We start from the raw sequence: 20,946 nt of genomic DNA, 5'->3' as shown, positions 1-20,946 counted from the left end.
CCCGATGAACACCGACGAGCTCGTCGCGATCGACGTCCACACCCATGCCGAGGTGTCCGCCAAGGGCGCCCATGCCCTGGACGACGACCTGTACGCCGCCTCCAGCGCCTATTTCAAGGTCGAGGGCAAACGCAAGCCCACCCTGGAGGAGATGGCCGCGTACTACCGGGAACGGCGGATGGCCGCCGTCGTCTTCACCGTCGACGCCGAATCCGCCACCGGCACGCCTCCGGTGCCCAACGAGGAGGTCGCGGAGGCCGCGGCCGCCCACCCCGACGTCCTCATCCCCTTCGCCTCGCTCGACCCCTTCCGGGGCAGGGCCGCCGTCCAGCAGGCCCGGAGGCTGGTGGCGGACTACGGCGTCCGGGGTTTCAAGTTCCACCCCAGCATCCAGGGCTTCTTCCCCAACGACCGCGACCTCGCCTACGCGCTGTACGAGGTGATCGAGGAGACCGGGTCCATCGCGCTCTTCCACACCGGACAGACCGGTATCGGCGCCGGTGTACCCGGCGGGGGCGGCATCCGGCTGAAGTACTCCAATCCGCTGTATGTCGACGACGTCGCCGCCGACTTCCCGCAGATGAAGATCATCCTGGCGCATCCGTCGTTCCCCTGGCAGGACGAGGCTCTCGCCGTCGCGACCCACAAACCGGGCGTGCATATCGACCTGTCCGGATGGTCGCCCAAGTATTTCCCGAAACAGCTCGTCCACTACGCCAATACGCTGCTCCAGGACAAGGTGCTCTTCGGCTCCGACTTCCCCGTCCTCACGCCCGACCGCTGGCTTGCCGACTTCGCCGGGCTGCCGCTCAAGGACGAGGTCAGGCCGAAGATCCTGCGGGACAACGCCGCCCGGCTTCTCGGGCTCGCCGGTCCGGACCCCGAATCCCGCTCCTGACAAGGAGATTGTGATGCGCAATGAGGGACTGGGGTCATGGCCCGCCCGCCGGGCCCGTAAGACCCCTGGTCGCACCGCCCTCCTCCATGAGGGTGCGCCGACTTCCTATGCCGCACTCCACGAGCGCACCACCCGTCTGGGCCACGCACTGCGCGAGGCGGGGGTCCGGCGCGGCGACCGGGTCGCCTACCTCGGCCCCAACCACCCGGCCTTCCTGGAGACGTTCTTCGCGGCCGGTCTGCTCGGCGCGGTGTTCGTCCCGCTCAACACCCGCCTCGCCGCACCCGAGATCGCCTACCAGCTGACGGACTCCGGGACGAGCGTGCTGGTGCACTCCCCGGCGCAGGCAGCCGTCGTCGACGAGCTGCGGGGCGCCGTGAACCTGCGGAGAACCGTCACCGTGGGCCCGGAGTACGAGGAGCTCCTGGCGGCTGCGTCGCCCGACCCCGTCGACGAAGCCGTCGGCCACGACGAGGTGGGCCTCATCATGTACACCTCGGGCACGACGGGCCGCCCCAAGGGCGCGATGCTCACCCACGCCAACCTCACCTGGAACGCGGTCAATGTCCTGGTGGACAGCGATCTGACGGCCGACGAGGTGGCGCTGGTGTCGGCGCCGCTGTTCCACACCGCCGCGCTGAACATGCTCACCCTGCCCGTACTGCTGAAGGGCGGCGCCTGTGTCCTGACCGAGTCCTTCGACCCCGATGCGACCCTCGACCTGATCGAGGAGCACGGTGTGACGTTCATGTTCGGGGTGCCGGCCATGTACAGCCGGCTGGCCGGCCGGCCCCACTGGCAGCAGGCGGACCTCTCCTCGCTGCGCACCCTCACCTGCGGCGGCGCACCGGTCCCCGGCTCGCTCATCGAGACCTACCAGCGCCGCGGCCTGTCGTTCCTCCAGGGGTACGGGATGACGGAGACGGCCCCCGGGGCGCTCTTCCTCGACGCGGAGCACGCCGTCGGCAAGGCCGGCTCCGCCGGCGTCCCACACTTCTTCAGCGAGGTGCGCGTCGCCCGGCCCGATCTGACGCCGGTGGACGTGGGAGAGACCGGCGAGGTGCTCGTCCGCGGGCCCCATGTCATGCCCGGGTACTGGGGTCTTGCCGAGGAGAGTGCGGCAGCGTTCACGGACGGCTGGTTCCGGACCGGGGACGCCGCGCGGATCGACTCGGACGGCTATGTCACCATCGTCGACCGGCTCAAGGACATGATCATCTCGGGCGGGGAGAACATCTACCCCGCCGAGGTCGAGAACGCTCTCCTCGCCCACCCCGATATCGCCGAGTGCGCGGTCATCGGTGTACCCGACGACGCGTGGGGCGAGGTCGGCCGCGCGGTCGTCGTCCCCCGCGAAGGGGCCGTGCCCGACCCGGCCGCGATCCTCGCCTCGCTGACCGGCCGGCTCGCCAAGTACAAGATCCCGAAGACCCTGGTCGTGGCCGGTGAACTCCCGCGCACCGCCTCGGGAAAGCTCCTCAAGCAGCAGGTCCGCGCCGAGTACGGCGCGCTCTGACCACCGCCCCCTTCCGCCCCTCCCCAAGGAGATTCAAGGTGACTGTTTCCGTCCACGGCATCGACGAGCTCAAGAAACTGTCCGGCAGCGCGCTCGGCACCAGTGACTGGATCGACATCACCCAGGACCGCGTCAACGGATTCGCCGACGCCACCGGCGACCACCAGTGGATCCATGTGGACGTCGAACGCGCGCGGCGGGGGCCCTTCGGCGGCCCCATCGCGCACGGCTATCTGACCCTGGCGCTGTTCATCCCGCTGTTCACCGACCTGCTGGACGTCGAGGGCGTCACCACCAAGGTCAACTACGGCCTCAACAAGGTCCGTTTCCCCGCACCCGTGCCGGTCGGCAGCCGCCTCCGGCTGACCGCCGTCCTCGCCGCCGTCGACGACATCAGCGGCGGAGTGCAGATGACGGTGGACGGCACCATAGAAATCGAGGGCGGCAGCAAACCCGCCGCCGTACTCCAGAGCGTCACGCGCTTCTACGTCTGAGCCCGGCGGCTTCGGGACCTGGCCTCTTCCCGGTACGGAAGCCGGTACGGAAAGGGGTCGCCGGGCAGGTCGGCGCTCTGCTTGGCTCACCCCATGAGCGATCTCCACATCCGCAGCGCCACCCTGGCGGACCTCGACACCGTGCTGACGTTCTGGCGCACGGCCGCGGAAGGAACCAGCATCAGCGACGACCCCGACGGAGTGGCCCGGCTCGTCACCCGGGACCCGGAGGCCCTGCTCCTCGCCGAGCGCGACGGTGTCCTCACCGGCACCGTGATAGCGGGCTTCGACGGCTGGCGCTGCCATCTCTACCGGCTGGCCGTCCACCCCGGGCACCGCAGGCAGGGCATCGGCGCCGCACTGCTGACGGCCGCCGAGGAGCGGTTCCGGGCGCTGGGCGGCCGGCGCGGGGATGCGATGGTGCTGGACCGCAATGAGCCGGCGCAGCATGCGTGGCGCGCGGCGGGTTACACACCCGAGCCCCAGTGGAGCCGCTGGGTGAAACACCTCGACAGCTGAGTCCGGCCATCCCACGAGCGCGCAGAGCCCGCCCCGGCCCCGGGGCGGGCTCTCTGTTCACCAGCGACTTTGCTGATCCTTTACTATGGTGTTCCCCCTCTTCAGTGAAAGGTGTGTGAGCGTCCAGACATGGGCGAGCCTCCCAGTTGCCGGGCACCCTCCCGGCAGAGCGCGAACCTCCCGATCCTGTTCGATCATGGGACGGAGGTGACTCGATGACCGACCTGCTCTTTCTGGGCGTGGCGCTCCTCCTGACCCTGGCCTGTGGTGTCTTCGTCGCGGCCGAGTTCTCGCTGACGACCGTCGAGCGCAGCGACCTCGAGCGCGCCGCCGAGCGCGGCGAGCGGGGCGCGGACAGCGCCCTGAAGGCGGTCCGCGGTCTCACCTTCCAGCTCTCCGGCGCCCAGCTCGGCATCACCGTCACCGGCCTGGTCATCGGCATGCTGTCCAAACCGGCCATCGCCACGCTGCTGGCGGGCCCGCTGGATGCGATGGGCCTGCCGCGCTCGGTGACGGATTCGCTGGCCGTGGTCCTCGGCACGGCGATCTCCACGGTCGTCCTGATGGTCGTCGGCGAGCTGGTCCCGAAGAACTGGGCCATCTCCCACCCGCTGGCCGTCTCGAAGAGGGTCGCCACCGCCCAGCGCGGTTTCAGCGCCGCCTTCCGGCCGCTGATCCGGCATCTCAACAACACCGCCAACCGCACGGTCCGCCGGATGGGCCTGGAGCCCACCGAGGAGCTGGTCTCGGCCCGCGGCCCGCAGGAGCTGGTGGCGCTGGCCCGGCACTCCGCCAAGGAGGGCGCACTGGAGCCCGACACTGCCGAGCTCTTCGTCCGCACCCTCAATCTCGCCGATCTGACCGCGGAGAACGTCATGACACCGCGGGTCCAGGCGATCGCGCTGGAGGTGCAGTCCACCGCCGAGGACGTGGCCAACGCGACCCGGGCGACCGGGCTGTCCCGCTTCCCCGTCTACCGCGGCAGCCTGGACAGCGTCGTCGGGGTGGCGCACATCAAGGACGTGCTGGCCATCCCGGCCGAGCGCCGCCCCCGCCACCCGGTCTCCGAGCTGGTCCGTGAGCCGCTGCTGGTCCCCACGACGCTGACCGTGGACCGGCTGCTCGACCGGCTCTCCGGGAAGCGCACGATGGCCGTGGTCATCGACGAATACGGCGGTACGGCCGGAGTCGTGACGCTGGAGGACATCGTCGAGGAAGTGGTCGGCGAGGTCCGCGACGAACACGACCCGCTGGAGACCCCCGACCTGGCGCCCGCCGGGACCGATGCGGCGGGCCGCAGGGCCTACCAGGCGGACGGTGCCGCGCGCACCGACCAGCTGGAGCGGATCGGCCTGCGGCTCCCGGAGGGCCCGTACGAGACCCTCGCCGGTCTGATCGCCACCGAGCTGGGCCGGATACCGCAAGCCGGCGACGCCCTGGAGGTGGCGGGCTGGTCGATGGATGTCCTGGATGCCACCGGCCACCGCGCGGCGCGGGTGCTGCTGCACGCCCCGCTGCCGGGCGACGCCGATGAGCAGGAGAAGGAGGCCCGCCGATGACCGCGGTCCAGCTGTTCGTGGGCCTGCTGACGCTGGTCGTCAACGCCTTCTTCGTGGGCGCCGAGTTCGCCCTGATCTCGGTGCGCCGCAGCCAGATCGAGCCGTACGCGGAGCGCGGCGACCGCCGGGCGACCAGCGTGCTGTGGGGTCTTCAGCATGTCTCGGCCCTGCTGGCGGCGGCCCAGTTGGGCATCACCCTGTGCACGCTGGTGCTGGGCGCGGTCGCCGAGCCCGCCATCGCTCATCTCCTGGAACCGGTGTTCCACGCGGTGGGCATCTCGACCGCGCTGATCCACCCGATCTCGTTCGTGATCGCGCTGTCGCTGGCGACGTATCTGCACATGCTCTTCGGCGAGATGGTGCCGAAGAACGTCGCCCTCGCCGAGCCGGTGCGCAGCGCCCTGATGCTCGGGCCGCCCCTGGTCGCCCTGACCCGGGCGCTGCGCCCGGCGATCTTCGCGATCAACGCGCTCGCCAACGCGCTGCTCAAGCTCCTGCGCGTGGAGACCAGGGACGAGGTGGCCGCGACGTTCTCGGACGACCAGCTCGCGAAGATGGTCGAGGATTCCCGCCAGGCCGGGCTGCTCGACGAGCGGGCGCAGGAGCGGCTGCGCGACGCACTGGAGCTGGGCCGCCGGCCGGTCCGGGATGTGGTGCTGCCGGCCGAGAAGGTGGTCTCCGCGGAGATGGGGATCACCGCGGAGGGGCTGGAGCAGTTGGCCGCCGAGTCCGGCTTCTCCCGCTTCCCCGTGGTCGACGACACCCGGCGCATCCTCGGCTATCTGCACGTCAAGGACGCCCTCGACGCCAGCCCGCGCAATCTGCCCTTCCCGGTCTCGGCGCTGCGCCCGATCGCCCGGGTGACGGCCTCGACGCCGCTGGACGACGTGCTGACGGCGATGCGCGGATCCAGTACGCATCTGGCCGCGGTGATCGGCGACGAAGGGCGGCTGGCCGGGCTGGTGACGATGGAGGACGTGCTCCGGGAGCTGGTGCTGCAACGCCCCACGGCCTGATGAGGGGGCGGCGAACCACCCCTCCTGACCGATCGGTTAGATTGCTGACCGATCGGTCAGGACGCGCTGTCCTCGCTGTACTTCGCCATGGTCCCGCAGTGGGACTTCCTCGATCTGCTCGCGGGCGCGGCCGCCGAGGAGCCGAACTTCACCCTGCGGATCAACACCAGGGTCACCGGACTGCGGAGGAACGGCGACCGGGTCACGGGGGTGCGGTTCCTCGACGAGAACGGCGCCCCCGGCGAACTCGGCGCCTCGCTGACGGTCGCCTGCGACGGCCGGGACTCGGTGGTGCGGCAGGCGGCCGGGCTCCGGCAGCGGGAGTTCGAGGTGCCGATGGACGTGTGGCAGGTACGGGTGGACGCTCCCCCGAGCTCTCAACTTCGTTCGAGCAGGGGGGACCCCCATGCCGACAGCCTCAAGGGCGGCCGGGTCTTCGCACACTTCGGCGGCGGCCAGGTCGCGGTCACCATGGACCGCGGCACGTACTTCCAGACCTCGTACCTGATCGGGAAGGGCCGGGACGCGGAGCTGCGCGCCCACGGCATCCAGTGGCTGCGGGACCAGCTCGGGGCGCTGTTCGACTGGGACGACGAGGTGACCGGTGCGATCGCCTCGTGGGACGACGTCAAGCTGCTGGAGGTCACCTTCGGCCGGCTGCGGCGCTGGTACCGGGACGGGCTGCTGTGCATCGGGGACGCGGCGCACACCATGTCGCCGGTCGGTGGCGTGGGGGTCAATCTCGCGCTCCAGGACGCGGTCGCCGCGGCCCGGATCCTGGCGGAGCCGCTGCGCCGCGGCACGGCCGGGACGGCCGATCTGGCGCGGGTGCAGAAGCGCCGTCAGCTGCCGATGACCGTGGTGCAGCGGTCCCAGCGGGCCGAGCACACGATGATCAGCTCCGCGCTGGCCGGCACGCTCGACGGCGACCGGCTGCCGGTGCCGGTGCGGCTGCTGCGCCGGGTGCCGCCGCTGCGGACGGTGACCCGGCTATCTGGGCGGGATCGGCATCCGCCCCGAGCGCGCCCCCGCCTTCGCCCGGGTCAGCTCCGGCGCTCGATCGCATTGAGGGTGAACTCCTCCAGCTCCACGGCCGCAGCGTCCAGATCGAGCTCGGGGTGGGCCAGCCAGTGCGCGATCACTCCGTCGATCGCACCGCCGATCGCCAGGGCGACGGTCCGCGTATCGAACTCCCGCAGCAAGCCCGCCTTTTGACCTTCCGTCAGCAGGTCGGCCAGGGCCTGCCACCGGCCGTGGGTGTCATGGGAGCCCGGGGTCTTGAGCCGGGTGCCTCCGTCGTCGTCGAGCAGCATCTCGGTGATCACGCGGACCTGGCGGCGGTTGGCCTGCTGGTAGCCGATCATCGCCCGTACATAGGCGACGATCGCCTCCCGGGGGCCGGCCGCCCGCGCCAGCCGCTCGGTGACATAGGCGCTGAACTGCTCCATCACCTGTTCCAGCGCCGCCCGGGTCAGATTGTCCTTGGACGAGAAGTGGTAGAGCACCGCGGCCTTGGACAGTCCGGCCTTCTCGGCGATCGCCGAGAGCGAGGTCGCGGGGTGGCCCCGGGTGGAGATCAGGTCGATGGTGGCGTCGATGAGCTGCTGACGGCGGGCCCGTTCGGTGAACGTCGGCTCGTCGGGACCGTCGCCCCGGCGGGGAGTCATCGCGCGGCCACCTGTCTCTTTCCTCGCCGTCCGGACGCACCAGACCGTACACCGGGTCCGGCCGCACCGGACCGTACAGCGGGGGGATCCGCCGCACGCCGGGGACCGGGCATACCGCGCGGTACGGCGGGCGGTAGGATCACCCCGCCATGGAGATGAATGCCCGTTACACCAGTTTCGTCGCGGTCGGCGACAGCTTCACCGAGGGAATGTCGGACGCCCTGCCGGACGGCTCGTACCGCGGCTGGGCCGATCTGCTCGCCGCCCGGCTGGCGGCCGCGACCCGGGGGCCGGCCGGGGAGCCCGCCGCCGCACCGGGTTTCCGCTACGCCAATCTCGCGGTGCGCGGCAAGCTCATCGGGCAGATCGCCGACGAGCAGTGCGGGCCGGCGGCCGCGATGGGCGCGGATCTGGTGACGCTGGTCGGCGGGCTCAATGACGTGCTGCGGCCCCGGTGCGACGTGGAGCAGGTGTGTGCCCGGTTCGAGGAAGCCGCCGGGCGGCTGGCCGAGGGCGGTGGGCAGCTGGTGCTGATGCGCAGCCCGGGGCGGCAGGGTCCCGTGTTGGAGCGCTTCCGGCCGCGCATGGAGCAGTTGTTCACGCACATCGACGAGGTGGCCGCGCGGCACGGTGCGGTGGTGGTGGATCTGTATGCGTCCAAGGCGCTGTCCGACCCGCGGCTGTGGGCCGACGACCGGCTGCATCTGAACGCCGAGGGGCACCGCCGGGTGGCGGAGGCGGTCTGGCAGGCGCTCCGGCCGGCCGCCGAGTCGGACTGGGACGTGCCGCTGCCGACCGCCGCCCCGCCGGGCTGGGGTGCGCGGCGCGCCGCGGATCTGCGGTTCGCGCGCGAACATCTGGGGCCATGGACAGTCCGGCGGCTCACCGGCCGGTCCTCCGGTGACGGCCGTCCGGCCAAGCGCCCCGAGCTGCTGCCGTACGAGGACTGAGCGCCGGGCGGTGCACCGGGCTCCGGGCCCCACATCCGGCTTGGAGGAACATACAGCCGGGACCGGGGCGCTGGCCTGCGCAAACCGCCAGTAGACTCTGACCACGTGACTGCCTCTGCGAAGCCTCGCATCCCCAACGTTCTGGCCGGCCGCTACGCCTCCGCGGAGCTGGCCGTGCTGTGGTCCCCCGAGTACAAGGTCAAGCTGGAGCGGAAGCTCTGGCTCGCCGTGCTGCGCGCGCAGAAGGACCTGGGGGTGGAGGTCCCCGAGCAGGCGCTGGCCGACTACGAGCGGGTTCTGGACGACGTCGATCTGGCCTCCATCGCCGAGCGCGAGAAGGTCACCCGGCACGACGTCAAGGCCCGCATCGAGGAGTTCAACGCCCTCGCCGGCCATGAGCAGGTCCACAAGGGCATGACCTCCCGCGACCTGACCGAGAACGTCGAGCAGTTGCAGGTGCGGCTGTCGCTGGAGCTGATGCGGGACCGCACGGTCGCCGTGCTGGCGCGCCTGGGCTCGCTGGCGGCTCAGCACGCCGAGCTGGTCATGGCGGGCCGCTCGCACAACGTCGCCGCCCAGACCACGACCCTCGGCAAGCGCTTCGCGACCGCCGCGGACGAGCTGCTGGTGGCCTTCGCCCGGCTGGAGGAACTGCTCTCCCGCTACCCGCTGCGCGGCATCAAGGGCCCGGTCGGCACCGCCCAGGACATGCTCGACCTGCTGGGCGGCGACGCCACCAAGCTCGCCGACCTGGAGCAGCGGATCGCCGGGCACCTCGGTTTCAGCCGGGCCTTCACCTCGGTCGGCCAGGTCTACCCGCGGTCGCTGGACTACGACGTGGTGACCTCGCTGGTGCAGCTGGCCGCCGCCCCCTCCTCGCTGGCCAAGACCATCCGGCTGATGGCCGGCCACGAGCTGGTGACCGAGGGCTTCAAGCCCGGCCAGGTCGGCTCCTCGGCGATGCCGCACAAGATGAACACCCGCTCCTGCGAGCGCGTCAACGGCCTGATGGTGATCCTGCGCGGCTATGCCTCGATGGCCGGTGAGCTCTCCGGTGACCAGTGGAACGAGGGCGATGTGTCCTGCTCCGTGGTGCGCCGGGTCGCGCTGCCGGACTCGTTCTTCGCGCTGGACGGCCTGCTGGAGACGTTCCTGACCGTGCTCGACGAGTTCGGTGCCTTCCCCGCCGTCATTGGCCGCGAGCTGGACCGCTATCTGCCCTTCCTCGCCACGACGAAGGTGCTGATGGGTGCCGTGCGCGCCGGGGTGGGCCGCGAGGAGGCGCATGAGGCGATCAAGGAGAACGCGGTCGCCTCGGCGCTGGCCATGCGGGAGCAGGGCGCGGAGCGCAACGAGCTGCTGGACAAGCTCGCCGCCGATGCCCGGATCCCGCTGGACAAGGCACAGTTGGACGCCCTGATGGCGGACAAGCTCTCGTTCACCGGCGCGGCGGCCGACCAGGTGACCGCCGTCGTCACCCGGATCGGGGAGATCGCCAAGCAGCACCCGGAGGCCGCGGCGTACACCCCCGGCTCGATCCTCTGACGCGAGGGACCGTGGGCTTCACCCCCGAGGAGCTGGCAGCCGCTCGCGACCGCGTCGTCCCGGACGTGGTCGCGAGCGGCCTCGGGGTGCTCTTCTGCGGGATCAACCCCGGGCTGATGACGGCGGCCACCGGCCACCACTTCGCCCGGCCCGGCAACAGGTTCTGGCCGGTCCTGCACGCGGCCGGCTTCACGCCGCGTCAATTCCGCCCCGCCGAGCAGGAAGAGCTGCTCGCCCATGGCCTGGGGATCACCAATGTGGTAGCGCGGGCGACGGCCAAGGCCGACGAACTGACCGCGCAGGAGTACCGCGAGGGCGGCCGGCTACTGGCCGAGAAGGTGGCGCGGCTGCGCCCCCGTTGGCTCGCCGTCGCCGGTGTCACGGCGTACCGCGTCGCCTTCGACGACAAGAAGGCCGCGATCGGGCCGCAGCAGCGCATGCTGGGCGACACCCGTATCTGGGCCCTGCCCAACCCCAGTGGGCTGAACGCCCATTGGACGGTGGCGGCCATGGCGGAGGAGTACGGACGGCTGCGCGCCGCGGCGTTCGCGGAGGGTGACGGCGGATAAAGCCGTGCGCCGTTCGGCCGGCCGTCACCTTGAAGGCATGTACATGCCTACCTGACGGTTCTACTCTGACGCCGCCCGCGCAGCCCCCACTCCCGTACGGAGATCCCTGTGCCTGCCACGTCCGCGTCGCCCTCCGCCGCCGAGGCCCCCTCCTCCCACCGCATCCGCCGCTCCCGCCGCCGCAAAGTCACCGCGCTCGCCGGGGCGTTCGCCCTGGCCACCGCCGGTCTCGGCGTCTGGGCGGGCAACGGCTTCGGCGCCGAGGCCGCCGCAGCCGCCGTGCCCACCCCCGACCATGTGGTCGTGGTCGTCTTCGAGAACCACGCCTACGACCAGGTGATGGGCAGCTCCAGCGCCCCGTACCTCAACTCCCTTGCCTCTGGCGGCGCCAGTCTGACCGCGTCCTACGCGGAGACCCACCCCAGCCAGCCCAACTACTACGCCCTCTTCTCCGGCGACACCCAGGGCGTCACCGACGACAGCTGCGTCGACCCGGGGTTCAGTGACGCCCCCAACCTCGCCTCCGAGCTGACGGCGGCCGGCAAGTCCTGGGCGAGCTACAACGAATCGCTGCCGTCCGAGGGCTCGACCACCTGCAAGAGCGGCAAGTACGCGCAGAAGCACAACCCGTGGTTCGGTTTCAGCAACGTCTCCACCGACTCGGCACACACCTTCAGTGCCTTCCCCAGCGACTTCTCCAAGCTGCCCACCGTCTCGTTCGTGGTGCCGAACCTGTGCAGCGATATGCACGACTGCTCGGTGTCCACCGGTGACACCTGGCTGAAGAACAACCTCAAGAGCTACGCCGACTGGGCCAAGACCCACAACAGTCTGCTGCTGGTCACCTTCGACGAGGACAACCGGCTCAGCGGCAACCGCATCCCGACCGTGCTGTACGGCCAGCCGGTGCAGGCCGGCGCCACCTCGGCCACGACCTACAACCACTACGACGTGCTGCGCACCCTTGAGGACATGTACGGCACCTCCCACGCGGGCAATGCCGCCGACGCCAAGGACATCAGCGGTATCTGGGCCGGCTGACCCGTGTATCTCGCAGACGGCCGCCCGGCTCCCGCCACCTCCGCATCGCCGAGCGGCCGGCGCACCGGCCGCGGCCGCCGCGTGCGCGCCGCCGTCCCCTCCACGGTGCTGGTCCTGGGCACCGTCAGCCTCATCACCGACATCTCCTCGGAGATGGTCACGGCCGTGCTGCCGCTGTACCTCGTCGCCGAACTCGGGCTGTCCCCACTGGGGTTCGGGGTGCTGGACGGGGTCTACAACGGGGTGAGCGCGCTGGTCCGGCTGGTGGGCGGCCGGCTGTCGGACCGCGGCGGGGGCTCCGGGCACAAGACGGTGGCCGCGGTGGGGTACGGGCTCTCCGCCCTCTGCAAGCCGCTGTTGCTGCTGGTGCACTCGTTGCCGCTGATCGGGGCGGTGCTGGCGGTGGACCGCACCGGCAAGGGGCTGCGGACCGCACCGCGGGACGCGATGATCTCCCTGGCCGCCGAACCGGCCGCCCGTGGCAGGGCGTTCGGGGTGCACCGGGCGATGGACACGGCGGGCGCCCTGTGCGGCCCGCTGGTGGCGTTCGTGCTGCTGCGGGCGGCGGCCGAAGGCTATGACGCGGTGTTCACGGTCAGCTTCTGTGTCGCCGTACTGGGCGTGGTCGTGCTGCTGTTGTTCGTCCCGGGCCGCGCCCGGCCCGCCGCAGACACCGCCGGACGGTCATCGGCCGGGCCACGGACACCGGCCGCCCCACGGACGCCGGTGCGTGCACTGCTGGGCCGGCCGGAGATCCGCCGGCTGACCGGGTGCGCCGTGCTGCTCGGGCTGACCACCGTCAGCGACTCCTTCCTGTATCTGACCCTCCAGCGGCGGCTGGACCTCCCGGCGGGGTGGTTCCCGCTGCTCCCGCTGGGCACCGCCGCGGCCTTTCTCTCGCTGGCGGTGCCGATGGGGGCGATCGCCGACCGGATCGGCCGGCGGCGGCTGTTCCTGGCCGGACATCTGGTGCTGCTGTGCGCCTACGGGCTGCTGCTGGCTCCCTTCGGCGGCGGCACGGCGCTGGTCTGTGCCGTACTCCTCCTGCACGGGGCGTTCTACGCGGCCACCGACGGAGTGCTGGCCGCCGCGACCGCCGACGCGGTGCCCGAGGACGCCCGGGGCAGCGGCCTGGCCGTGGTGCAGACCGGCCAGACGGCCGCGCGCTTCGTCTGCTCCCTCGCCTTCGGCGCCGCCTGGACCGCCTGGGGCGACCACACCGCCGTCCTCGCCGCGGCCGTCGGACTGGCCCTGGCCGCGGCCCTCAGCGCCCGGCTGCTGCGCCCGGCCGGACCGTCGGCGGGCCCGAACTCCCCCTCGGAGCACACACCGTGAACCGCATCCCGCTGAGCCGCACCGCGCGCCTGCTCATCCTGCTCGCCACCGTCGTCGTCCTCGGCACGGTCGCGGTCGGCACGACCCTGCACGCCGCCGGGCGCGCCGACCGGAAGGAGCGCACCCAGTCCGGGGGCCCGAAAGTGACTCCCGGGACCGTACGGCTGGACGGTCCGCGCCAGGGTCTCTTCCGCAACATGGCCTGGGGGCCGCACCGCGACGAGATCACCGCCGCGCCGGAAGGGCGGCTCACCGGGCCGCGCACCGCGTCCGGGGTGCACTGTCTGCGGTTCCACGCGGCCGCCGGCACCGGTATCTGCCTCCAGGCCGTCCACGGCGAACTCCGGGACAACTACCGGGCCGTCGTCCTGGACAACCGGCTGCGCGAGGTGCGCCATTACGACGTGGCCGGCACCCCCACCCGCGCCCGGGTCTCCCCCAGCGGCCGCACCGTCGCCTGGACCGTCTTCGTCAGCGGTGACTCCTACGCGGGCACCGCCTTCTCCACCCGCACGTCCATCGTCGACACCGGCGGCCGGCGCCTGGACGCCAACCTGGAGACCTATGCGCTGACCGTCGACGGACACCGGGTCCGCGCCGCCGACATCAACGTCTGGGGCGTCACGTTCGCCGATGACACCCACTTCTACGCCACCGCCGCCACCGGCGGAAAGACCTATCTCGTCCGCGGCGACCGCGGCAGCAGAACCCTGCGGGCCCTGCACCCCAACGTCGAATGCCCCTCCCTGTCCCCCGACGGCACCCGGATCGCCTACAAGAAGCGCGTCGCGGGCGCCGACCCGGACGCTCCCTGGCGGCTGTACGTCCTCGATCTGCGCACCCTGCGCGAGACCGCGACCGGTGAACACCGCAACATCGACGACCAGGCCGTCTGGCGCGACGGCCACACCCTGGTCTACTCGCTGCCGGGCGACTACGGCTCGGATCTCTGGACCGTCCCCGCCGACGGCACCGGCACCCCGCACCGCCTCCTCTCCGCGGCCCTCGCCCCCGCCTTCTCCCGCTAGGGGACGTCAGGGGGCGGGCCCTGAACCGCCGCCCCCTCCCCCACGGCCACCAGCAATTGGAACGGCAGCTCGCGCGCGCCCTGCCCCACGCCCACGCCGATCCAGCGGCCCTGCACCCGCCAGCCGTGCATCCGCGGGACATAGCCGCACAGCGTGTCCAGCGGCGGCCGGACCGGCAGGCCCCGCGCGCTCCGTTCCAAGTGGGCCCCGAGATCGAGGGTTTCGGGGGCGCCCCACCGTAACGACAGCGCCTGCACCAGCGCCGTCAGCTCGGCGGTGAAGTCCTCCTCGGCCTCCGCCACCTCGGCGGCGTCCGCGTCCCAGAACTCCTCGCTGACCCGCAGCCCGGCTATGTGGTAGCCGGGCCCGCTCTCGACCATGGCGGACCGGTCCGGCACCGCCGGGAACTCCCGCAGCCGCAGTCGGTCGATGACCGTCAGATGCTTGTCAATGGTCATGTCGTCAGTAAACCGCGCGGGTCTGACAATTGACCCTCCCGCCGCCGGGCGCGGGCCGGCCTCGCGCGCACCGCGACCGCCGAGCGGGCGTCACGGCGTCCGGCGGCTCCCTCCCACGGGGCTCGCCGCGCACCCCCTGACCGGCTACGATCCGCCCCACACGCAAAGTGAGGGAGACGGACGTTGGGGCGGCTCACCGGCGGGGACCCGTCCCTGCTGCGACGGATCAACTCCGCGGTGGTGCTGGATGCGCTGCGCGCCGCGGACTCCCCCACACTCACCGACCTCGTCCAGGTGACGGGGCTGTCCCGGCCGACGGTCGAGGGTGTGGTCGAGGGGCTCATCGAGACCGGTCTGGTGGCCGAGGCGGCCGCCGGGGAGGGTGCGACGCGTCGCCAGGGGCGGCCCGCCCGCCGGTTCCGGTTCCGTACGGAGGCCGGCCATCTGCTGGGCATCGAGATCGGCCCGCACCGCGTCGCCGCCCTGCTGTCCGATCTGGGCGGACGGGTGCTGGACAGCGCGCAGCGCCCCGTGGAGGAGCGCGCACCGGCCGACGAGCGGCTGGAGCGGGTCCGTGCCGTGGTGGCCGATCTGCTGCGCCGTACGGGCGTGCCCCGCGGTGCGCTGCGGGCCGTCGGGGTGGCCGGCCCCGGCATCGTGGAGGCCGACGGCACCGTCCGGCTGAGCACCGCGCTGCCGGGCTGGACGGGCTTCCCGCTGGGCGAGCGGCTGCGGCGGTCGTTCCGCTGCCCGGTGCTGGTCGAGAACGACGCGAACGCCGCCGCGGTGGCCGAGCACTGGCAGGGCGCGGCGACCGGCTCCGATGACATCGTTTTCGTGCTGGCGGGACTCAGCCCGGGAGCCGGCTCGCTGATCGGCGGACGGCTGCACCGCGGCTTCGGCGGGGCCGCCGGGGAGATCGGCGCGCTGCATCTGCTCGGCCGCGAGGCCACGCCGGAAAAGCTGCTGTCGACGACCGGAGAACCGCTGCATCCCCTGGACGAGGCGCAGGTGGCGGCGGTCTTCGCGGCGGCACGGGACGGTGACGCACAGGCGCGGGAGGCGGTGGACCGCTTCATCCGACGGCTGGTGCACGATGTCGCGGCCCTGGTGCTGGCGCTGGACCCGGAGCTGGTGGTGATAGGCGGCTGGGCGGCGGGCCTGGCGGGCGTACTGGAGCCGCTGCGCCGGGAGTTGGCGCGCTACTGCCTGCGCCCGCCACAGGTCGCCCTGTCGCAGCTCGGCGAGGCAGCGGTGGCCACCGGGGCGCTGCGGCTCGCACTCGACCACGTGGAGGGCGAACTCTTCGCGGTGGAGAGCACGGTGACCGGCCGCCGCCGAACCGCCGCGCGCTGACGGACGGCCACTACGGAGCGGCGCGCGGCTACGGCCCGCCACAACGGAGCGGGCCCCCTCCGGAGCCTGATCCGGAAGGGGCCCGTACTTCAGCCACTGGGCGGATTCACCCCGCGAGCAAGGCGACCGCGTCGCTCTCGCCGAAGGTGAGGCGGCAGGTATCCGCCCGGTAGGTGGAGACCGCGACGGCTGTCGTACGGCCGCCCGAGACATAGCGGGTGGTGACGACCAGGACGGGCGCGCCGGGCAGCCGGTCCAGCTGCTTGGCGTCCTCCGCACGGGCCGAGCCCAGCTCGACGGTACGGTCCTGGCCTTCCAGCTCCAGCGACTGGAGCTCCTGGAGGACCGCATGGGCGCGGGCCGGCCCGGTCAGCAGATCGACCTCCGGGCGGCCGGGGACCAGGGCCACCGGGAAATACAGCAACTCGGTGGCGAGCGGCCGGTCCTCGGTGACCCGGCTGCGGCGGACGATGTGTACCTGGTCGCCGGCGGCCGTCTCCAGCAGGCGGGCGACCGAGGCGGGCACCGTATCGCTCACCGCGGAGCCGACCGGCTGCCAGTCGTCACCGGCGGCGCCGGGCCAGGTGTGGCGGGCAGGGGCGACGGCGACACCTACGCGGGGCGGGGCGACCGTGGTCCCCACACCGCGGCGGCGCTGGAGTCTGCCTTCCAGCTCCAGCTGTTCGAGCGCCTGCCGCAGCGTGGCCCGCGCGACGCCGAACCGGGCCGCCAGATCACGCTCGTTGGGCAGAATCTCGCCGACCGCGAACTCCGAGTCCAGCGCCTCGCTGAGCACGGTCTTGAGGTGCCAGTACTTCGGCTCCGGCACCGTTTCGAGCTGCGTGGTCCCCACCCTGTCCTCCGCACTGGCCGCTACCGGGGCTGCTCCCCCATGGGACTCGGGCCGCGCGCGGCCGGCAGATGTGGGCCCGCTGCGCGCCCGATTATGAGCGCTTCTTTATTAAAGGTTGTTGCAGTATCCCGACGATATGGCCGCCCCCACCCTTGGTCAAGACCAATCCGGAATCACTTTCGGCCCGCTCCAACGCCCGAACGGGCCGTCCCGCCCACGCCCTCACGGGGGGCCGCTGGGCACCGTCCCGGGCAGGCTCAACTCCTGGCCCGGGCAAGGGCGCACGGGCCGGGGCCGGGCCCCGCTCTCGGCCGAAGTCTCCGCCGCCGCTCAACGCGCCGCGAGCGACTCCAGCTTCTCGGGGTTGCGGACGATGTAGACGGTCTTGATCTCGCCGGCCGCGATCCCGAGCTGGATGACGGTGTCCGGCACACCGTCGACGAGCACCAACAGGGCGATCCCGCCGTTGAGTTCGAGGACGGAGAACTCCATTCCGGCCGGCCGGGACCTGGTGACGCCGAACAGGAAGCGGGCGACCTTGTCCGCGGACTCGATGATCCGCAGCGGGGCCTTGGCCTTCCCTCCGCTGTCCCCGACCAGCCGGGCGTCGGACGCCAGCAGGCTCAGCAGCCCGTCCAGATCGTCGCCGGCCGCCGCGGACAGGAACCGCTCGGTCAGATCCCACTGCCGGTCCGGATCGACCTCGTAGCGCGGTTTGCCCTCCTCCACATGCCGCCGGGCCCGGCCCGCCAGTTGCCGGACCGCGGCCTCACTGCGGTCGAGGGTGGTGGCGATCTCCGCGTACGGATAGCCGAAGGCCTCGCGCAGCACGAACACCGCGCGCTCCAATGGGGAGAGCGACTCCAGGACGACGAGCACGGCGAGGGTGACCGATTCGGTGAACACCGCCCGCTCGGCCGTATCCGGGGCGGTGCCGCCGAGGTCCGTCCGCAGCGGCTCCGGCAGCCAGGGCCCCACATAGGACTCGCGCCGGGACTGGACCTGGCGCAGCCGGTCAATGGCCAGCCGGGTGACGATCCGTACGAGAAAGGCGCGCGGTTCCCGTACCGCCGCATGGTCCGCGCCCGACCAGCGCAGCCAGGCGTCCTGCACCACGTCCTCGGCGTCGGCCACCCGGCCGAGCATCCGGTAGGCCACCCCGAAGAGTACGGAGCGGTGTTCCTCGAAGACGTCGGTGACCGCGGTCGCGGAATCCTTCAGCACCTCTCCATCCCACCCGGCCGCCCCGGCGTTGTCCAGCGGAAACGGCAGCGGGCGGGCGCGCGGGCGCGTGGTGTGCGGCACACCCCCCTCGCCCCGGCTGCCCCATACCGCTCAGTAGTCCCAGCTGGCATCGTGTCAGCGCACGCCCCGCACGACCGAAAGTCCCGCACCCCAGAGGAGTTCGCCCATGGCCGCCCCGGTCTCCTTCGCCCGTATCACCCCCGAGGACCGGCCGCCGTTCACGGTCGCCTACGACCGCAAGGGCGCGGGCGAGCCCATCGTCCTGCTGCACGGCATCGGCCACCACCTCCAGGCCTGGCGCCCGGTGTGCGACATCCTCGCCGCCTCCCATGAGGTCATCGCGCTCGATCTGCCGGGGTTCGGCGCCTCCCCCGCGCTGCCCGGCGGCTCCTCGTACGACCTGTCGTCGGTCATCCCGCTGCTCACCGCGGCGTTCACCGAACTCGGCGTCGAGCGCCCGCATGTGGTGGGCAACTCGCTGGGCGGGCTGCTCGCGCTGGAGCTGGGCCGCACGAACGCCGTGCGGTCGGTCACCGCGCTCTCGCCCGCGGGCTTCTGGACCCCGGCCGAGCGGCGGTACGCCTTCGGTGTGCTGCGCGGGATGTACGCCGGCGCCCAGGCGCTGCCCCGGCCGGTGGTGGAGTCGCTGGCCCGGAGCGCCCTCGGCCGCGCCTCGCTCACCGGCACCATCTACGCCCACCCCGGCCGCCGCTCGGCCGAGGCAGTCGTGGCGGAGACCCGGGCGCTGCGCGAGGCGCCCGGCTTCGCGCCGACGCTGGCGGCCGGCCGGGAGGTGCGGTTCACCTCCGATGTGCCCGGCGTCCCGGTGACGATCGCCTGGGGCAGCCGCGACCGGCTGCTCCTCCCCCGCCAGGGCGTGCGCGCCAAGCAGACCATCCCGGGCGCCCGGCTCGTCCGGCTGCCGGGCTGCGGGCATGTGCCGATGAACGACGATCCGGCGCTGGTGGCGCGGGTCGTCCTCGACACGGTGGGCTGAGCGGGCGGTGCCCTCCGCCCCGGGGGTCACCCGTTCCGGCGGCGCATATCGGGACCGTATGCACCGCGGCAGCGTCCTGGCGATCGGGCGGTGCTCTTGCGACCATGGCCCGGGTCCGCCGGTCGTAAGGGCCCGGAGCCGGCCGGGCGTACGGTGCATCGTGATCCCCGAACGGGCCGGTGTTCACCGTCCGTTCGGCTGCGGGGCACCGGACAGCGATACGAAACGGGTGGGCAGTGAGGTCGGTCGAGGCATGGAGGTTGGAGATGGCGCAGGGATCCGGCGGCGGCTTCGGACGGCGGTCGCTGCTGCGGGGCGCCGCGGCGGGTTCGGCGGCGCTGGCACTGCCCGCGCTCTCCTGTGCCGCGCCGGCGCAGGCCCGCAGCGGGCGGCCGAGCGCCGACTGGGGTGTCCAGGTCGGGGATGTCACCACCTCCTCGGGCCTGGTGTGGGTGCGGTCCGACCGGCCGGCCCGGATGGTGGTGCAGACCGCGGCGACCGAGTCGTTCCGCCATGCCCGGTCCTGGCACGGTCCGGTGCTCGGGCCGGACACCGACTTCACCGGCGTGACCTCGCTGCACGGCCTGCCGTCCGGTGAACAGGTCCACTACCGGGTGCTGCTCGCCGACCCCGACGACCCGCGGCGCACCGGTGAGCCGGTCTCCGGCACCTTCCGCACCGCGCCCACGGGGCGTCGCACGGACCTCCGCTTCCACTGGTCGGGCGATCTGGCCGGGCAGGGCTGGGGCATCAATCCGGAGCGCGGCGGCTACCGCATCTACGAGGACATGCGGCGCCGGAACCCGGACTTCTTCCTGTGCAGCGGCGACAACATCTACGCCGACAATCCGATCCCCGAGCGGGTGACGCTGCCGGACGGCCGGATCTGGCGGAATGTGACGACCGAGGAGAAGTCCAAGGTCGCCGAGTCGCTCGCGGAGTTCCGGGGCGCGTTCCGCTACAACCTGCTCGACGAGAACCTGCGCCGCTTCAACGCACAGGTGCCGACGATCACGCAGTGGGACGACCACGAGGTGCACAACAACTGGTACCCGGGGCAGCTGCTCGACGACGACCGGTACACGGAGAAGTCCACGGATGTGCTCTCCGCGCGGTCGCTGCGCGCCTTCAGCGAGTATTTCCCGATCCGTACGCTGCGGCCCGACGGGGGAGGCCGGGTGTATCGCGTGGTGTCCCACGGCCCGTTGCTCGATGTGTTCGTGCTGGACATGCGCCGTTACCGGAACGCCAATTCGCCGGGCCGGCAGACCGACGACGCGCAGGGCATCCTCGGCGCGGAACAGCTGCGCTGGCTCAAGCGGGAGCTGTCCCGGTCCCGCGCGGTGTGGAAGGTGATCGCCTCCGATATGCCGCTGGGGCTGGTCGTCCCGGACGGCAAGACGAACTTCGAGGCGGTGGCCCAGGGCGATCCGGGCGCTCCCCTGGGGCGTGAGCTACAGCTGGCCGAGCTGCTGCGGCACATCAAGCACGACCGGGTGACCGGCACCGTCTGGCTCACGACGGACGTCCACTACACCGCGGCGCAGCACTACGCGCCGGAGCGGGCCGCGTTCAAGGATTTCGAGCCGGTCTGGGAGTTCGTGTCGGGGCCGCTCAACGCGGGCGGGTTCCAGGCGCTGAAGATGGACGGAACCTTCGGGCCCGAGCAGCCGTTCATCAAAGCGCCGGACCGTGCCAACACCTCCCCCGCGGAGAGTCCGCAGTACTTCGGCGAGGTCGATATCGACGGAGGCAGCGGGGAGCTGACGGTGCGGCTGCGTCAGGAGGGTGGCCAGGTGTTGTTCAGCAAGGTGCTGCAACCAGGACGGGTAGGGCAGTAGGGGCCAATGCGTCGATTGCGTCTTTTACCCGTCGGACACAAGGTGTTGGTGATCAGGCA

At 72.0% G+C, this 20,946-nt stretch carries 19 protein-coding genes and 1 pseudogene; 16 read left to right on the top strand and 4 right to left on the bottom strand.

Features of this window, described 5'->3' with window-relative positions; genetic code table 11:
• The first annotated feature begins 4 nt into the window (after nt 1-4).
• From AC3EUV_RS30050 to AC3EUV_RS30020, 7 genes and pseudogenes are all read left to right on the top strand, one after another.
• Complete coding sequence (locus tag AC3EUV_RS30050; RefSeq protein ID WP_432144586.1) at nt 5-898, top strand: amidohydrolase family protein; 894 nt, start codon at nt 5-7, stop codon at nt 896-898.
• A gap of 13 nt (nt 899-911) precedes the next feature.
• A complete protein-coding gene (locus AC3EUV_RS30045) occupies nt 912-2,414 on the top strand; it encodes an acyl-CoA synthetase (protein ID WP_435604286.1) in 1,503 nt (500 codons plus the stop codon).
• A gap of 38 nt (nt 2,415-2,452) precedes the next feature.
• Nucleotides 2,453-2,908 carry a MaoC family dehydratase gene (locus tag AC3EUV_RS30040; protein WP_432144584.1) on the top strand — a complete coding sequence of 152 codons (456 nt, stop codon included), beginning with the start codon at nt 2,453-2,455 and terminating at the stop codon, nt 2,906-2,908.
• 93 nt (nt 2,909-3,001) lie between these two features.
• The gene (locus tag AC3EUV_RS30035; RefSeq protein WP_432144583.1) at nt 3,002-3,427 is read left to right on the top strand and encodes a GNAT family N-acetyltransferase; all 426 of its coding nucleotides are present in this window, start codon (nt 3,002-3,004) and stop codon (nt 3,425-3,427) included.
• 215 nt (nt 3,428-3,642) lie between these two features.
• Entirely contained in the window at nt 3,643-4,986 is a 1,344-nt protein-coding gene (locus AC3EUV_RS30030) for a hemolysin family protein (RefSeq protein WP_432144582.1), read from the top strand.
• Entirely contained in the window at nt 4,983-6,002 is a 1,020-nt protein-coding gene (locus AC3EUV_RS30025; RefSeq protein WP_432144581.1) for a hemolysin family protein, read from the top strand. Before AC3EUV_RS30030 ends, AC3EUV_RS30025 begins: the two co-directional genes overlap by 4 nt.
• An 87-nt stretch (nt 6,003-6,089) precedes the next feature.
• Nucleotides 6,090-6,812: pseudogene (locus AC3EUV_RS30020) on the top strand (FAD-dependent monooxygenase); the annotation flags it as partial.
• 233 nt (nt 6,813-7,045) lie between these two features.
• Here the strand turns inward: AC3EUV_RS30020 and AC3EUV_RS30015 are convergent.
• On the bottom strand, nt 7,046-7,669 hold the full coding sequence (locus tag AC3EUV_RS30015) for a TetR/AcrR family transcriptional regulator (RefSeq protein WP_432144579.1): 624 nt from the start codon (nt 7,667-7,669) through the stop codon (nt 7,046-7,048).
• Nucleotides 7,670-7,818: 149 nt separating this feature from the next.
• Between AC3EUV_RS30015 and AC3EUV_RS30010 the strand changes: the two genes are divergently transcribed.
• From AC3EUV_RS30010 to AC3EUV_RS29985, 6 genes are all read left to right on the top strand, one after another.
• On the top strand, nt 7,819-8,619 hold the full coding sequence (locus tag AC3EUV_RS30010) for an SGNH/GDSL hydrolase family protein (protein ID WP_432144578.1): 801 nt from the start codon (nt 7,819-7,821) through the stop codon (nt 8,617-8,619).
• 105 nt (nt 8,620-8,724) lie between these two features.
• Nucleotides 8,725-10,164 (top strand): adenylosuccinate lyase, encoded by a 1,440-nt coding sequence (purB, locus tag AC3EUV_RS30005; RefSeq protein WP_435604285.1) that lies wholly within the window; start codon nt 8,725-8,727, stop codon nt 10,162-10,164.
• Between the two features lie 11 nt (nt 10,165-10,175).
• On the top strand, nt 10,176-10,733 hold the full coding sequence (gene mug / locus AC3EUV_RS30000; RefSeq protein ID WP_432144576.1) for a G/U mismatch-specific DNA glycosylase: 558 nt from the start codon (nt 10,176-10,178) through the stop codon (nt 10,731-10,733).
• Between the two features lie 162 nt (nt 10,734-10,895).
• Nucleotides 10,896-11,774, top strand: a complete 879-nt coding sequence (locus tag AC3EUV_RS29995; RefSeq protein WP_432144630.1) for an alkaline phosphatase family protein — start codon at nt 10,896-10,898, stop codon at nt 11,772-11,774.
• A gap of 3 nt (nt 11,775-11,777) precedes the next feature.
• Nucleotides 11,778-13,109, top strand: coding sequence for an MFS transporter (locus AC3EUV_RS29990; protein WP_435604284.1), 1,332 nt, complete (start codon nt 11,778-11,780; stop codon nt 13,107-13,109).
• 11 nt (nt 13,110-13,120) lie between these two features.
• Complete coding sequence (locus tag AC3EUV_RS29985) at nt 13,121-14,137, top strand: TolB family protein (RefSeq protein ID WP_435604293.1); 1,017 nt, start codon at nt 13,121-13,123, stop codon at nt 14,135-14,137.
• Here the strand turns inward: AC3EUV_RS29985 and AC3EUV_RS29980 are convergent.
• Complete coding sequence (locus tag AC3EUV_RS29980; RefSeq protein ID WP_432144574.1) at nt 14,134-14,595, bottom strand: hypothetical protein; 462 nt, start codon at nt 14,593-14,595, stop codon at nt 14,134-14,136. The genes AC3EUV_RS29985 and AC3EUV_RS29980 overlap by 4 nt on opposite strands.
• A 183-nt stretch (nt 14,596-14,778) precedes the next feature.
• Between AC3EUV_RS29980 and AC3EUV_RS29975 the strand changes: the two genes are divergently transcribed.
• Complete coding sequence (locus AC3EUV_RS29975; protein WP_432144573.1) at nt 14,779-15,951, top strand: ROK family protein; 1,173 nt, start codon at nt 14,779-14,781, stop codon at nt 15,949-15,951.
• Nucleotides 15,952-16,057: 106 nt separating this feature from the next.
• Here the strand turns inward: AC3EUV_RS29975 and AC3EUV_RS29970 are convergent, their stop codons facing one another.
• Together AC3EUV_RS29970 and AC3EUV_RS29965 are read right to left on the bottom strand one after the other, a co-directional pair.
• Nucleotides 16,058-16,804, bottom strand: coding sequence for a GntR family transcriptional regulator (locus tag AC3EUV_RS29970; protein WP_432144572.1), 747 nt, complete (start codon nt 16,802-16,804; stop codon nt 16,058-16,060).
• 330 nt (nt 16,805-17,134) lie between these two features.
• Entirely contained in the window at nt 17,135-18,028 is an 894-nt protein-coding gene (locus tag AC3EUV_RS29965; RefSeq protein ID WP_435604292.1) for an RNA polymerase sigma-70 factor, read from the bottom strand.
• A 187-nt stretch (nt 18,029-18,215) separates the two neighbouring features.
• On the opposite strand from AC3EUV_RS29965, the gene AC3EUV_RS29960 reads away from it, so the two are divergent.
• On the top strand, nt 18,216-19,046 hold the full coding sequence (locus AC3EUV_RS29960; protein WP_432144571.1) for an alpha/beta fold hydrolase: 831 nt from the start codon (nt 18,216-18,218) through the stop codon (nt 19,044-19,046).
• 266 nt (nt 19,047-19,312) lie between these two features.
• Complete coding sequence (locus tag AC3EUV_RS29955) at nt 19,313-20,887, top strand: alkaline phosphatase D family protein (RefSeq protein ID WP_435604283.1); 1,575 nt, start codon at nt 19,313-19,315, stop codon at nt 20,885-20,887.
• The last annotated feature ends 59 nt before the right edge of the window (nt 20,888-20,946 follow it).

It is taken from the genome of Streptomyces sp. bgisy130 (assembly GCF_057708345.1).
Note: the sequence above shows the minus strand (reverse complement) of the source record. Positions and strands in the feature narration are given on the sequence as shown.

What these genes read in the sequence shown, in the direction of transcription:
- AC3EUV_RS30050 (WP_432144586.1), top strand. Translation starts at nt 5, where the DNA reads ATGAACACCGACGAGCTCGTCGCGATCGACGTCCACACCCATGCCGAG.
- AC3EUV_RS30045 (WP_435604286.1), top strand. Translation starts at nt 912, where the DNA reads ATGCGCAATGAGGGACTGGGGTCATGGCCCGCCCGCCGGGCCCGTAAG.
- AC3EUV_RS30035 (WP_432144583.1), top strand. Translation starts at nt 3,002, where the DNA reads ATGAGCGATCTCCACATCCGCAGCGCCACCCTGGCGGACCTCGACACC.
- AC3EUV_RS30030 (WP_432144582.1), top strand. Translation starts at nt 3,643, where the DNA reads ATGACCGACCTGCTCTTTCTGGGCGTGGCGCTCCTCCTGACCCTGGCC.
- AC3EUV_RS30025 (WP_432144581.1), top strand. Translation starts at nt 4,983, where the DNA reads ATGACCGCGGTCCAGCTGTTCGTGGGCCTGCTGACGCTGGTCGTCAAC.
- AC3EUV_RS30015 (WP_432144579.1), bottom strand. Translation starts at nt 7,669, where the DNA reads ATGACTCCCCGCCGGGGCGACGGTCCCGACGAGCCGACGTTCACCGAA.
- AC3EUV_RS30010 (WP_432144578.1), top strand. Translation starts at nt 7,819, where the DNA reads ATGGAGATGAATGCCCGTTACACCAGTTTCGTCGCGGTCGGCGACAGC.
- AC3EUV_RS29980 (WP_432144574.1), bottom strand. Translation starts at nt 14,595, where the DNA reads ATGACCATTGACAAGCATCTGACGGTCATCGACCGACTGCGGCTGCGG.
- AC3EUV_RS29960 (WP_432144571.1), top strand. Translation starts at nt 18,216, where the DNA reads ATGGCCGCCCCGGTCTCCTTCGCCCGTATCACCCCCGAGGACCGGCCG.
- AC3EUV_RS29955 (WP_435604283.1), top strand. Translation starts at nt 19,313, where the DNA reads ATGGCGCAGGGATCCGGCGGCGGCTTCGGACGGCGGTCGCTGCTGCGG.